The 12,634-nt window shown below is 59.9% G+C and carries 12 protein-coding genes; 3 read left to right on the forward strand and 9 right to left on the reverse strand.

Annotation, left to right across the window (positions count from 1 at the left end):
• Positions 1 to 9 precede the first annotated feature (9 nt).
• Positions 10 to 903, forward strand: coding sequence for an alpha/beta hydrolase (locus AQ621_RS10300; RefSeq protein WP_058341380.1), 894 nt, complete (start codon positions 10 to 12; stop codon positions 901 to 903).
• Here AQ621_RS10300 and AQ621_RS10305 read toward each other — a convergent pair.
• The 4 genes from AQ621_RS10305 to AQ621_RS10320 are packed head-to-tail and all read right to left on the reverse strand — an operon-like array spanning position 881 to position 4,905.
• Entirely contained in the window at positions 881 to 1,159 is a 279-nt protein-coding gene (locus AQ621_RS10305) for a GIY-YIG nuclease family protein (RefSeq protein WP_058341381.1), read from the reverse strand. The genes AQ621_RS10300 and AQ621_RS10305 overlap by 23 nt on opposite strands.
• Entirely contained in the window at positions 1,152 to 2,057 is a 906-nt protein-coding gene (locus tag AQ621_RS10310) for a DMT family transporter (RefSeq protein WP_058341382.1), read from the reverse strand. Before AQ621_RS10310 ends, AQ621_RS10305 begins: the two co-directional genes overlap by 8 nt.
• Positions 2,054 to 3,439: a sigma-54-dependent transcriptional regulator gene (locus AQ621_RS10315; RefSeq protein ID WP_227508295.1), complete on the reverse strand. Its 1,386-nt coding sequence runs from the start codon at positions 3,437 to 3,439 to the stop codon at positions 2,054 to 2,056. The genes AQ621_RS10310 and AQ621_RS10315 overlap by 4 nt, the downstream gene beginning before the upstream one ends.
• The gene (locus AQ621_RS10320) at positions 3,436 to 4,905 is read right to left on the reverse strand and encodes an ATP-binding protein (protein ID WP_058341383.1); all 1,470 of its coding nucleotides are present in this window, start codon (positions 4,903 to 4,905) and stop codon (positions 3,436 to 3,438) included. The genes AQ621_RS10315 and AQ621_RS10320 overlap by 4 nt, the downstream gene beginning before the upstream one ends.
• Positions 4,906 to 5,137: 232 nt before the next feature.
• Between AQ621_RS10320 and AQ621_RS10325 the strand changes: the two genes are divergently transcribed.
• Positions 5,138 to 5,539: a DUF4168 domain-containing protein gene (locus tag AQ621_RS10325; protein WP_058341384.1), complete on the forward strand. Its 402-nt coding sequence runs from the start codon at positions 5,138 to 5,140 to the stop codon at positions 5,537 to 5,539.
• 53 nt (positions 5,540 to 5,592) lie between these two features.
• Here the strand turns inward: AQ621_RS10325 and AQ621_RS10330 are convergent, their stop codons facing one another.
• From AQ621_RS10330 to AQ621_RS10340, 3 genes are read right to left on the reverse strand one after another with little or no spacing between them, the layout of a single operon-like run.
• Complete coding sequence (locus AQ621_RS10330) at positions 5,593 to 6,393, reverse strand: mechanosensitive ion channel family protein (protein ID WP_058341446.1); 801 nt, start codon at positions 6,391 to 6,393, stop codon at positions 5,593 to 5,595.
• A gap of 9 nt (positions 6,394 to 6,402) precedes the next feature.
• Positions 6,403 to 7,623: a hypothetical protein gene (locus AQ621_RS10335; protein ID WP_058341385.1), complete on the reverse strand. Its 1,221-nt coding sequence runs from the start codon at positions 7,621 to 7,623 to the stop codon at positions 6,403 to 6,405.
• A 19-nt stretch (positions 7,624 to 7,642) separates the two neighbouring features.
• A complete protein-coding gene (locus AQ621_RS10340; RefSeq protein WP_058341386.1) occupies positions 7,643 to 8,482 on the reverse strand; it encodes a 23S rRNA (adenine(2030)-N(6))-methyltransferase RlmJ in 840 nt (279 codons plus the stop codon).
• 124 nt (positions 8,483 to 8,606) lie between these two features.
• On the opposite strand from AQ621_RS10340, the gene AQ621_RS10345 reads away from it, so the two are divergent.
• On the forward strand, positions 8,607 to 9,920 hold the full coding sequence (locus AQ621_RS10345; protein WP_227508296.1) for an MFS transporter: 1,314 nt from the start codon (positions 8,607 to 8,609) through the stop codon (positions 9,918 to 9,920).
• Positions 9,921 to 9,990: 70 nt separating this feature from the next.
• Here the strand turns inward: AQ621_RS10345 and AQ621_RS10350 are convergent, their stop codons facing one another.
• Both AQ621_RS10350 and AQ621_RS10355 read right to left on the reverse strand, forming a co-directional pair.
• On the reverse strand, positions 9,991 to 11,463 hold the full coding sequence (locus AQ621_RS10350; RefSeq protein WP_058341388.1) for a thrombospondin type 3 repeat-containing protein: 1,473 nt from the start codon (positions 11,461 to 11,463) through the stop codon (positions 9,991 to 9,993).
• 20 nt (positions 11,464 to 11,483) lie between these two features.
• Positions 11,484 to 12,542 (reverse strand): OmpA family protein, encoded by a 1,059-nt coding sequence (locus AQ621_RS10355; RefSeq protein ID WP_058341389.1) that lies wholly within the window; start codon positions 12,540 to 12,542, stop codon positions 11,484 to 11,486.
• Positions 12,543 to 12,634 lie beyond the last annotated feature (92 nt).

Below are 12,634 nucleotides of genomic sequence, written 5' to 3' on the forward strand. Positions count from 1 at the left end.
AGAACACAGATGTTCCAGCCGCTTCTTGAGGCAGGGTTACGCCAGACCATGCACCGCCTGGTGCGCCCCATGCTCTCGAATGCTGTACCGCTGTCACTGCAACGCCGGCTGGTTCGCCAGGCCTATCGCAGCTCGGTTCCTCCCCGTGATGTCCGCTTCCGCAAAGACGACCTTGGTAATGTGCCGGTACTGAGGGCTACGCCGGCGCAACCGGCAATCGGCACCATCCTGTACCTGCATGGAGGTGGCTATATCATCGGCTCGGCCGCCACCCACAAAGGCATTGCCGGGCACCTGGCCAAGCTGAGCGGTTGTGAAGTGATCGTTCCGGATTACCGGCTGGCACCGGAACACCCCTACCCGGCCGCACCGGATGACGCAGAATCGGTTTACCGGGCACTGCTAAGCCAGGGCATTCCGGCAAGCTCGGTGGCGCTGGCGGGCGATTCGGCCGGGGGTGGGCTGTCGTTAGTCCTCGCCATGCGCCTGCGGGACCAGAACAAGCCGTTGCCGTCTTCCATCACCTGTTTTTCCCCGTGGACCGACCTGACCCAGCAACAGCTCTACCAACCGGAATGCGAACCGGTCTTGCACGCCAGCTGGACCAAAAATGCAGCCCGCCTGTATGGCGGCCAGACACCCTTGACCAATCCGATGATTTCACCGGTGTTCGGTGACCTGAGCGGCCTGTCACCGCTGCTCATTCAGGTGGGCAGCCAGGAAATACTGCTGAATGATGCCACCCGGCTGGCGGCAGTGGCCAAGCGCGACGGTGTGGACACTACGCTGGAGATCTACAACAGCCTGTGGCATGTGTTCCAGGTACACAGCGGCCAGCTGGACCGGGCCACCGAAGCCGTGGCCGTGGCCGCCGACCATATCAGGCGTCATCTGGCAGGCTGACTTCGCCCTTCAGGAGCGCTTCTTTTCGAACCCGGGGCCAGCGTTTTACCTGCCATTCCAGTTTCGAGGCCCGGCTGCGATCGCCGGCCGGGGCCTGGAACTCCAGGGTCAACGGGCCTTTACCGCGCAAGCTGCGGGCCCCCTTGGGCGCACCGGCCTGATGCTCGGCGAAGCGCCGCCCAACGTCGGTGGTAATTCCGGTATACAGCGCACCAGAGGCGGTACGCACCAGGTACAGAAACCAGCCCTCAGCCATGTTCCAGCGCCTGCTCCCGCTGTTTCACTTTTTTCTGCTGCAGCCAGAGCCCGGCAATAATCAGCACCAGCCCCACGTAGGTGGATGGCAGAATCACCTCGCCCAGAATGAAATAGATAAACACCAGTGATAAAAACGGGGAGATGAAGATCAGATTGCTCACTTTCGAGGTATTTTCCGCCTTTTTCATGGCCTGGGACCAGAGCACAAAGGCAATCCCCATCTCAAACACCCCCACGTACAGGGCCGCTGCCAGCGAGCCACCCAAAGGAAACTCCAGCCCGACGGTATACCAGCACACCAGGGCGATCACCGGCAGGCCAAACAGGAAATTCAGGAACAGGCCAACTACAGGGTCACGGGTGTCCCGGGTGGCAATAATCCAGTAAGACGCCCAGACCACTGTACTGCCCAGTGCCAGGGAGACCCCCAGCGGGTCTGAAAAACTCAGAGAGGTAACCGCCCCGCGAGTGGCAATCACCACTACCCCGGCATAGCACACCAGCCCGGCCAGGATATCGATACGGCGCAGCTTCTGGCCCAGGAACGGCACAGACAGATACGCCAGCACCAGCGCCCAGGTGTAGTTCAGGGGCTGGGCCTCCTGGGCCGGCAACCGGTCAAAGGCGCCGAACAACAGGAAATAATACAAGCAGGGATTGATCAGCCCCATGCCGATAGACTGAAGGTACTGGCGGCGGGAAAGCTGGAACACCTCCTGCCAACGCCCCATGATCACCAACGCTCCGCCCATCACCACAATGGAGGCGGCACAGGCCACCAGCAGCATCTGCACCGGCGCCAGGTCCGCCAGGGCCAGCTTGAACGCCGTAGCCACGGTAGACCAAAGCAATACAGTACCCAGACCAAACAACATGGCCTGCTTCTGGTTTTTCATGAATTCTGCTCCGGATTGGTTTCGAGCCAGCGATAGAGTGTCCGCCGGTTAATACCGAGGATCTGTGCAGCACGGCGCTTGTTGCCATCAACCGCCGCCATCACCTTGCGCACATAGTCCTGCTGCAGGGCTTCCAGTGTAGGCCATTCCGGGATGTTATCGGCCACAGGGTCAGCCGGGGGCGCCTGAAGCGAACTTTGCCGCTTGCGAATCCGCTCTGGCAGATGCTCCGGTTGGATGGTGTCGCCATCACAGAAGGTCACCGCCCGTTCAATGGCACTGGACAACTCCCGGACATTTCCCGGGAATGGATAGTCCCGGAGCACCCGGAGGGTGACATCACTGAACTTGATGAACCCCCGGTTGTGTCGCCGGCATGCTTCTTTCAGGAAGTGCATGGCCAGCATTTCCACGTCTTCATCCCGGTCCCGCAGTGGCGGCACCTGCAGCGCGAGGGTTTCCAGGCGGTAGTACAGATCTTCCCGGAACAGCCCGCCTTCAACGGCCTTCATCAGGTTTACATGGGTAGCCGCCAGAATGCGCACATCCACGGTTTCTTCGTGATCCGCCCCGACCGGCTTGATAGCGCCTTCCTGCAGCACCCGCAGCAGCTTGGCTTGCAGTGACAGCGGCATTTCACCGATCTCGTCCAGCAGCAAGGTACCACCACTGGCTTCGGCGAACAGGCCTTTGCGGGCCTGGCGGGCGCCGGTAAAGGCGCCGGCTTCGTGGCCGAAAAACTCGCTTTCCATCAGGTCTGGCGGAATGCCGGCGCAGTTCACCGCCAGGAACGCCCTGTCCGCCCGGTCACTCTGATTGTGAATGGCACGGGCTACCAGTTCTTTACCGGTGCCACTCTCACCGTTAATAAGCACCGCCGCCTGGCTGCGGGCCACCTGGCGAATTTCACCCCGAAGGCGCTCCATGGCCGGGCTGTCACCCACCAGCCCCATATTCTGTTCACCCTGCTGGCGGGACTGGATTTCTGCCAGTTGCCGGTTCACATCGGCCTGTGCCAGCAATCGTTTGATTTTCAGCCGCAAATGGTCGGTCGACAACGGCTTGGTGAGAAAGTCATCCGCTCCCGCCTTCAAGGCCTCAACCGCCTGGTCTACGGTGCCAAAGGCGGTGATCACAATAAAAGGGATGCCGGGGTGCTCGGCCTGCTGAAAGGCCAGCACCTGCATACCGTCGCCATCGGGCAGCCGCAGATCCGACACGATCAGGGCCGGCCGCTGTTGCTGCAACAGCCCCCGGGCCTCTTGCACAGTGGCGGCACGTTTGACGGCATAGCCATCCATTTCCAGCTCCTCGGCCAGGAGCTGGCCCAGGCTGGGATCATCTTCTACCAGCATAATGGTGGCAGCTGTTGCAGACATCATTCGGACTCCTTGGGGAAATACAGGCTCATGCGGCAGCCACCCAGATCACAGCTGCCTACATCCACCCGGCCTCCGTGTTCTTTCAGCACACTGTTGACCACCGCCAGCCCCAGCCCCGTGCCTTCACCGGCGGCCCGGGTGCTGTAGAAGGGTTCAAAAATCTGCGCCCGTTGCGGCTCCGGAATGCCGGGGCCATCGTCTTCCACCCGCACTTCCCAGCAGTCGCCGGCATCGTGGGCAGACACCCGTAACCGTGACTGTGCAGACTGACAGGCGTTGCGAATCACATTCAGGCAAGCCAGCCCCACCCGCAAAGGCTCCGCCCGTACCGGCATAGCCGCATCAAGGCCTTCGGTTTCCAGGGTTCTGGCTGCGCAGCGGTTATCGTCCGCCACCCGCTGCATCACATCCGCCAGCACCGAAGACAAATCCAGTGGCCTGCGGGAATCGGGCACATGCCGGAAACAATCCAGCAATTGCTGGATAATGGCGGTCATACGGGTGACCTGGTGCTCAATATCGGTCAGGTGGCGTTGCTGGTCCTCCGGCAAGCCCGAGCGGGCAAGGATTCGGGCCCGGCCCTGAATCACATTCAGCGGTGCCCCCAGTTCGTGGGCCACCCCGCCGGCAACCCGGCCGATCATGGCGACTTTTTCCTGATACTCCAGCTGCTCGGCCAGCGCCCGTTCCCGGGCAATACGACCCTCGATTTCCGATTCGGCGCCCGCCATCCGGCGGCCCAGCTCGAGAATGCCTTTGTGTATCTGCCGGATTTCCCGGGGGCCGGACGGTGGCACCGCCAATACCCATTGGCCGGGCGCAAGGCCTGCCATGTTTTCCAGTAAACGGTTCACATGCCGGCCAACGGTCCGGTAATGGCCGAGTACAACCACAAGGATGATGATGGCCGACAAGGCCGACCAGATACTCACTGCCCACCATCGGGATGAGGCGACCAGGTCATGGAAATCGCTGCGCTGGCGGGTAACCTGGAGCAGCCCCTGTATGCGGCCGTCCTCGCCCACCAGCGGGGTGAATTGGGAAAACACCGATTCGCCGTCGACCCGGCGGAAGGCTCCCCCCAGCTCACCGCTGGTGATCACTTTCTCCGCACTGGCGCTGTTGGTGACATCTGAATCCGCTACCCCCAGGCTGGCTACCCGGTTACCGGCATCATCAAACACCGAGGCCCCGGAAATGCGGCCGATCTGGAAAATGGATTTCAGGGACTCCCCCAAGACCAGCTCATCACCCTGGGACAGGGCATTGGCAACCGGCCCGGTGACGGCGCGGGCAACCAGTTCGAGGTCTTCCCTGAGCCGGTCATTCAGGGCCCGCTCCACCGCCCCCAGTCCGATGTAGATGGCGATGCCACTGAATAACAGCAGGGGCACAACGATACTCAGTACCAGAGTCAGCTGCAGGGAGCGGAATAAATCCCGGAAGCGCCGGCCAAGGGAAACCATAAACCTGTCCTTCGCAAGAAGTGTCACACCATTTTTGACACATGTGGCATTTTGCCACAACCCAAGTTACTCACCTGTAATGGCAAACACAACAATAAGCAACTGATTTAAAAGAACATTATTAGATTTGGAAAAGTTGGCACGGCGACTGCAACACACTGACCGTCATTCACTGAAATCGGGGAACACCAAATTCTTCCCCCGACCCGTTAAAGCGAAAGGAGCCTGACCTATGAACAAGCTACTCGTATCTGTAACCGCATCCCTGGCACTTCTGGCCGCAGCACCCGCGATGGCACAGCAGAACCAGCAAGAGCCGGCAGCCCAGCAGACCCAGAGTTCCGGCTATTCTGACCCGGCCGCAGCGGGCACCCAGGACACCAACTTCAGCGATGCCCAGCTGAAAGACTTCATCGAAGCCCAGGAAGGTGTCATGGAAGTGCGCGAAGAGTACATCCAGAAGATCGAAGCGGCGGATTCCCAGCAGAAAGCCCAGGAACTGCAGATGGAAGCCAACGACAAAATGGTTTCCGTGATTGAAGACGTAGGTATCGACATCCCCACCTACAACTCCATCGCAACCGCCTACAGCAGCGAGCCGAAAGTTCGCAACCGTGTTGACGCCCTGATGTAAGCAAACCCGCATCCGGTTCGTCAGTTGCCCCGCCTTTGCGGGGCTTTTTCGTTTCAGTGCAGCATCAAAGGCCGGGAGATCATTCTGACCCCCTCAGCCGCACAGATCTCCGCGGCACGGGCCGTCAGGTCAGAAATAAACCGGGTCTGGTCCCGCGGCTCCAGCGGATAAGCCTTCAGGCGGTACTTCATACCGGTGTCTCCGGCGGACACAGCCACTATCACCGGCTGATGGGTCTTGGTCAGCGGACAGGCATAGATGGTGTCGCGAAAAAGCAATTGCATGCGCGCCACATCGTGGTTCGGGTCCAGATAAACCTCAGCCACACACATCAGGTTATCGGTTCCGTCATTGCTATTGGCCAAGAGGGTGTTCCACAACAGGCCATGAGGAATCACGATGACCGTGTCATCCAGGGTGACAATCTCTGCTGCCCGGGTGCCGATGGAGCGCACCTCGCCATACTGGCCGTTCACTTCAATCCAGTCGCCGGGCCGGTAAGGCATTTCGTACAGGGTGACGATGCCGGCAATCAGGCTGTTGGCGTAGTCCTTGAAGGCAAAGCCCAGGGCCAGACCCAGGGCACCGAAGATGGCCACCATGTTTTCAAATGAAGGCTCTACCAGAACCGGTACCACCATGGTGATGGTGAGGATGATAATCAGCAGCCGGAGCAGCGGCACAGACGCCAGCAGATACAGCCGGGGCTTGCCGGACAGTTTTCCGGCCACTGCCGGCACCAGCTTCTGCACCATCAGAATCAGCAGCGACGCTACCACCACCAGGATAGCGGCTTCCAGCAAGGCTTCAGAGGTTATGGATGACAGTGCACCCTTAATATCCAGATCGCCCATCATAGCCTCCTAGAAACCGTCGACCGGGTAACCCCGGGACTGCAGATATTTTCGCACGGCGGGATAGCCCAGCGGCGTAACCCTGAACGCGCCTACGGTGTCGCCCTGCGTGACCAGGTCGGCACGCTGGAACCGCGCCAGCGACAAGCTGATCTCCTGCCCCGGCAAGCCGGTCACCAGTTGTAACTGCTCGGAGGTCAGGCCGTTGTGCAGCAACAAGGCATGCAGAATATGCCCCGGTTGCCGGCCGTTGCTCTGGGGAACCGCCGGCAGGCTCAACTGCTCCAGCGGCGCTACCCAGCAGCTCGGGCCGTTGTCAGGACTATCTTTCTTCTCTTCTTTATCGCCGTTCTCGGTGTCTTCCTCGGCCCTGGCCCTGAGGGTTCTTTGCCAGATAGCATGGGCAACCCCGCGGTTGCCCCGGGCCATGGTGGCCAGGTCCCGGGCGAAGTCGCTGTACTTGCGTTCACAACCCTCCTCCGGAGCCGGCAACACATACAGGCCATCGTTGGTCATGCGAGCGGTGAGCGGCCCACCCGCCGTACCCGACGCCAGGAAAGCCAGCCACCGGGTAAGCCGGTCATCCGTCAGGGGCGCGACCGTCAGCGGCGCCACATGCAATTCTGGCAGGTACTGCACCCAGAACTGCCAGCACCAGCTGGAACATCCCACCATGCCCTTGCCGGCACCCTCCATTGCCACCCGGGCAAAGAACTCTTTCAGCAAGCCCATGCCAGACCGATGCCTGAGCCAGAAATCCGCAAGCTCCGGTACCACCCAGTCATCGCCCGCCAGCTGCTCATCCCACCAGCCGGAGATGTCTTTCTCCGCCATCAGCAGGTTATCCGGGGGCGAGATCGCCCGCAGTCCGCTGGCGCGCAAAGCCCCCTGAATACCGGAAAACGGCGGCGCAACCAGAAAACTCACCTGCCGGTTGTGGGTGCCCCCTTGCCGCAGTGATGCCAGGCATTCATTGATCGCCCCGGCCAGCTCTCCGGCCTCCGGCTGCGGTGCGTAACGGCCAAGCTTTGCATGGGACAGTGCCGGCAGGTCGTCCAGGCTCTCGAAGGCCTGGTCCTCCGGCGTCATCCCGGCGCGCAATTGCTGAAGGATATCCCGCAAGCCACTGCGTAAGGTCTTTTGCACAGAGGTTTCCGGGGTTTTCCATTGGTCCAGCGCAATCAACCCGCCGGGCAGGCAGGGGTTTTCCTGAGCGGTCTCGGATGTCAAAGATGCTACTCCAGCCAGATTATTCGGGAACCAGCCAGGTGATCGAAGACGACCACCCCAACCCGTTTTCGCCCTGCAGTTCGTCCATCATGGCCGCAAAGCGTTGCTCAAAGCCCCAGGGCGGATTCACCACCAGCATACCTGAGCCAACCATGCCCCGCTCCGGCGGCGTATCCAGCATCACTTCGCTACGCAGAACCTTACGCACTTCACCGCCTTTCAGGGCAGAAACCAGCTGCTCCTGCAAGCCACTGGTCAGTATCGGATACCAGACAAGATAGACCCCATGGCGGCACTTTTTCCATGCCTTGGTGAGGGTTTCGGCCACTGAGGTGTAATCACTTTTGATTTCGTAGGAGGGATCAATCAGCGTCAGCAGCCGAGGCTGGGGCGGCGGCAGTTTCTGCAGCAAACCTTTCAGGCCGTCTTGCTGCACCACACGAACTCCCGCACCCCGGGCCCAGCCAGCCAGTTGCCGGCCCTCGGTAGGGTGCAGTTCAAAGGCGGTGACCGTATCGGCATCACGGGCAAAGCCCGCCAGCCAGGCCGGCGAGCCGGGATACGTTTCGAGCTCACTGTTGCCAGGATTTTCGCTTGCCAGAACCTCCAGCATGGGCTGCCAGTCCGGCGACGACAGGCTGTTCCGTAACCGCCACAGCCGCTGTACACCGGTGTCCGCCTCGGCGGTTTTTCGGGCGCGCTCACCGGTCAGGTCGTAAACCGCACTGCCGGCATGGGTATCAAAACAGGCAATAGGTGTTTTCTTGGCCTGCATCATGGCCAGCGCCAAGGTTAATGCGGCATGTTTCTGTACATCCGCAAAGTTGCCGGCGTGGAAGGCGTGAAGGTAACTCAGCATATCGGGCTCCTGCTTTCAGGTGCACATTAAGCACCAGCGGCAAGCCACAGGCAACTCCGGCAGACGGTTAAGCCACGCCGAATGTCCTGCTATGCTTGCGGGCCTGACTACGGGAGGAAAAACATTGTCCAGCCAGAACAAAGCAACGGTTGACCAGCTTTACAGCCTGATCGCCAACGAAGAAGACGCACGGGTCTGCAAAGACATTCCGGAGGATGCCTGCAGGGAAGTGCCCCGTAACTTCTTCCTGATTCTTTTCAGTAACGTACTGACCAAGCTCGGCGACTTGCTGATCAGCCCGAAAACCGTGCTGGCCTGGCTGATGAGCGCCGTGGGTGCGCCGGCCCTGGTGGCCTGGCTGGTACCCATCCGGGAGTCCGGCTCTATGGTGCCGCAGATGGTGATTGGCGCCTGGGTTCGCCGCAAAGCCGTGCGCAAGTGGTTCTGGACCCTGGGCAGCTTTGGCCAGGCGGTCAGCGTAATGGCCATGGCGGCCAGTGTGTGGTTTCTGGAAGGCTACGCGGCCGGCGGTGGCATTGTTGCGGCGCTGGTTGTGTTCTCCCTGGCCCGGGGCTTCTGCTCGGTTTCCATGAAAGACGTTCAGGGCAAATGCATTCCGAAAACCCGCCGGGGCCGGCTGTCCGGCCTGGCCAGCACTATTGGCGGTACCGCCACCGTTATCCTGACCGGGCTGCTGTTCTGGGACCGGGGCGACCCCACCATTGGCTTCTACGCCATGCTGCTGATGCTGGCCGCAGCCCTGTGGATTATCGCCGGCTTTCTGTTTGCCGGGGTTGAGGAATACCCGGGCGAAACTTCCGGTGGCGCCAATGCCCTGCCGGAGGCATTCCGCAGCTTGTCCCTGCTGCGGGACGACGCTCCGTTCCGTAACTTTGTCATCACCCGGGCCCTGCTGTTGTGCTCCGCCCTGGCCTCACCCTACTTCGTGGTGCTGGCCCAGAAAGAATCCGACATCGGCTGGATGCTGGGCGTCTTCCTGCTGGCCAGCAGCCTCGCCAGCTCACTCAGTGCCAGCTTCTGGGGCTGGGCGGCCGATGTATCCAGCCGACGAGTAATGATCCGCGGCGCGGCCATGGCCAGCGGTATTTGCCTGGTGGTGGGTGTGCTCGCCCTGATCTTCGGCCCCGGCTTCGGCGGCGCCTGGTTCTACCCGATTGCCTTCTTCGTGTTGAGCATTGCCCACGCCGGCGTACGCCTTGGCCGGAAAACCTATCTGGTGGACATGGCCGGCGGCAACAAACGCACCGACTATACCTCGGTAAGCAATACCGTAATCGGGCTGCTGTTACTCGTTACGGGCGCCTTCACCGCAGCTATCTCGATGATTTCCGATGTGGCGGTGATTATTGTGCTCGGGCTGATGGGGCTGGCGGGGATGTTCAGTGCCTTACGGCTGGAGGAAGTGACGGAGGAGTGACTGTTTTTCTTCGGTGAAATGGAAAGGGCCGGCGGGTGCCGGCCCTTTGAGTTGATAGTCACTCACTGACTTAAGGCTGGGCCACCTCCTCTTTAGAGGCACAGACGCCATAGGTATTGTATTCATCCAGGGCCGTAAGCAGTTCAAACTCGCCGCTCACGATTTCAACCGCATCAAACCGTTTCGATGTCTGAAATACCAGGAAACCGACTTCGTTCCCGCCCAGTAAACCGGAAAGCCCCAGCAAATCGAGATCAGCGCCTACTTCACCATTGGTCTGTTCCTGAATCTCACCGTCTAGCAAAGTCCGAACCTGCAGGCCTCCGTTCGACAACAAGTCTAGCTGAAGCACTTGTGCCGCTTCAGCCAGCGAAACACCAATAACGTTTTGTCCCGGGTAGGCAAATCCTGACGTTGCAGCGACTCGCAGACTGACGTTAGAAAGTCCCAACAGGTTAGTATTTGAAATGGTAGCGAAGTTGTTCAGATCATCATCAACTACGTTGTTCTCCCCAACCACGTCGCAAAGCAGACCACCGGTCAACAAAAGACAATCTGAAACATCCTTGGATGCCTGAGCCTGGATATCCTCATCACTGGCCAGCATGGGCGAGAACTGCTCACCAACACCACACGAAAACTCAACGTCATTCACCAGGTCACAGACATCACCGATGCCGTCGCCGTCCGTATCAGCCTGGTCCGGATTGGCAATCAGCGGGCAGTTATCCTCGGGCTGGCCGATCAGGTTGGTATCGTTAATTCCGTCACCATCGGTGTCTTCATCACAGGCATCGCCAATGCCATCGCCGTCCAGATCCGACTGGGAGGGATTGACGACATCCGCGCAGTTGTCCCAGGGCGTGCTGCCATCAGCCCTCAGGTTCGGAATGCCATCGCCGTCGGTATCGACCGCCTCGCTGCACATGGCCTCATCATTGCCTTCCACATACGGGCAGGCATCCTCGTCATTGAGAAAGCCGTCGCCATCGATATCGTCATCACAGGCATCACCTACGCCATCACCGTCCAGGTCCGCCTGATCCGGATTTGGCACCAGCGGGCAGTTGTCACCCTCGTCCGATGCCGCTATTACTGCAAAGCTGCCATCGTCATTCCGGACCTTGTCTTTAACGCCATCACCATCAGCATCTGTGTCACAGGCGTCGCCATACAGGTCACGATCAGCATTTTCCTGGTCCGGGTTGGGAATGGTCGGGCAGTTATCTTCACCATTCGGCACACCATCGCCATCGATATCCGTTGACGACGCAATGCGGGCATCGCACGCATCGTCGATACCATCGGCATCGGCATCAACCCCGGAATTTCGGGTATTCGGGCAGGAATCCTCGTTATCAGGGATGCCATCCCCATCAGCATCCACCGCGCCACCGGTGCCGCCATCGCCCTGCTCCCCGGTTTGCTGCCCCGAGCCATCTTCAAACGACACACGGCTACCACTGTCGGACTTACACCCGGCTACGGCCAGAAACGCCGTAACCATCAAAATCAAAGGCCAGTTCAGATTGTTCAGTCTCATTTCCAAATTCCTTCTTGCTATCACTTAGAAACCACGTTGAATTCGACTCGGCGATTGCGCTCGCGGCCTTCCTCGGTATCGTTACTGCGGACCGGGCGGGCTTCGCCATAGCCTTCGGCACTCAGCTGTTCCGGAGCCACACCCAGGTCAAGCAGGTAGTTGCGCACGGCGTCTGCCCGCTGCTGTGAGAGTTGCTGGTTGTAGCTTTCAGCCCCCACGCTGTCGGTATGGCCGGCCAGCTCTACCTTAAGGTCTGGCTGTCCTTTCAGGGCCTCGGCGGCGGGAATGAGGATGTCGCGTGCGTTGGCGGTCAGCCGGTTGGAGTTGAACTCGAAAGTCACCCCCTGCAATACCACAGACTGGGCCTTGTCGGTTTCAACGCAGCCAACGGCGTTCACTTCCAGGCCTTCCAGGGTGTTGGGGCACTGGTCTACCCCATCCACAACGCCGTCTTTGTCGGAATCCGCGAGCTGTTGCTCTACCACCACCGGCTTTTCAACAACGGTCGTTTTTTCCACGATACGGGTGCGAGTAGCGCCGATTGGAATGGTCAGGCCGACACTCAGGTGAATGTCAGATAATCCGTCGTCGTAGGAATCCCACAGGTAACGGACGTCGCCCCGCACACGCAGGCCAGACTCGGTAAAAGGGGAGGTGATGAGGCCGAGGGCGGCATTGGCATAGCCGGCAAATTCGCTGGCCGGGTTGTCAGCTACATCGTTACGGGACAGGCCACCACCAACGGATACATACGGCGTGAAGGATTCGCTGTCGAAAAACCGGTAGCTCAGGTCCGCTCCCAGGGTTTGCTGGTAGTAATCCGTTGCGCCGGTAACACCCGTCTCGATAATTCCGGAGAACAATTGAGGCTCAAGCCACCAGTGCTTACCGAAACGGTGACTGTAAATGCCCCGCAAACCGCTGCCGTACTCATCAGTCCTGTCACTGTCGGGCTCAATGTAAGCCCCCAGCACTGACACTTCACTTTCGTGCTTGACCGCATTCGCTTGCACTGCCGTCGCTGCCATCGCGGCGCACAGCCCTGCAACCGATACCGCCAGAAGTTGCTTTCTTGCCATGTGAACACTCCTTTTCCTTTAGCCCTGCCAGTTACACAAAAGAAACAAACTGCCTCTGTTTCTTGGCAGTTTGGGCCAGCTACTGGCGTATT

It is taken from the genome of Marinobacter sp. P4B1, from assembly GCF_001447135.1.
Taxonomy (GTDB): Bacteria; Pseudomonadota; Gammaproteobacteria; order Pseudomonadales; family Oleiphilaceae; genus Marinobacter; species Marinobacter vinifirmus.

What these genes read in the sequence shown, in the direction of transcription:
- AQ621_RS10300 (WP_058341380.1), top strand. Translation starts at nt 10, where the DNA reads ATGTTCCAGCCGCTTCTTGAGGCAGGGTTACGCCAGACCATGCACCGC.
- AQ621_RS10305 (WP_058341381.1), bottom strand. Translation starts at nt 1,159, where the DNA reads ATGGCTGAGGGCTGGTTTCTGTACCTGGTGCGTACCGCCTCTGGTGCG.
- AQ621_RS10310 (WP_058341382.1), bottom strand. Translation starts at nt 2,057, where the DNA reads ATGAAAAACCAGAAGCAGGCCATGTTGTTTGGTCTGGGTACTGTATTG.
- AQ621_RS10315 (WP_227508295.1), bottom strand. Translation starts at nt 3,439, where the DNA reads ATGATGTCTGCAACAGCTGCCACCATTATGCTGGTAGAAGATGATCCC.
- AQ621_RS10320 (WP_058341383.1), bottom strand. Translation starts at nt 4,905, where the DNA reads ATGGTTTCCCTTGGCCGGCGCTTCCGGGATTTATTCCGCTCCCTGCAG.
- AQ621_RS10325 (WP_058341384.1), top strand. Translation starts at nt 5,138, where the DNA reads ATGAACAAGCTACTCGTATCTGTAACCGCATCCCTGGCACTTCTGGCC.
- AQ621_RS10330 (WP_058341446.1), bottom strand. Translation starts at nt 6,393, where the DNA reads ATGGGCGATCTGGATATTAAGGGTGCACTGTCATCCATAACCTCTGAA.
- AQ621_RS10340 (WP_058341386.1), bottom strand. Translation starts at nt 8,482, where the DNA reads ATGCTGAGTTACCTTCACGCCTTCCACGCCGGCAACTTTGCGGATGTA.
- AQ621_RS10350 (WP_058341388.1), bottom strand. Translation starts at nt 11,463, where the DNA reads ATGAGACTGAACAATCTGAACTGGCCTTTGATTTTGATGGTTACGGCG.
- AQ621_RS10355 (WP_058341389.1), bottom strand. Translation starts at nt 12,542, where the DNA reads ATGGCAAGAAAGCAACTTCTGGCGGTATCGGTTGCAGGGCTGTGCGCC.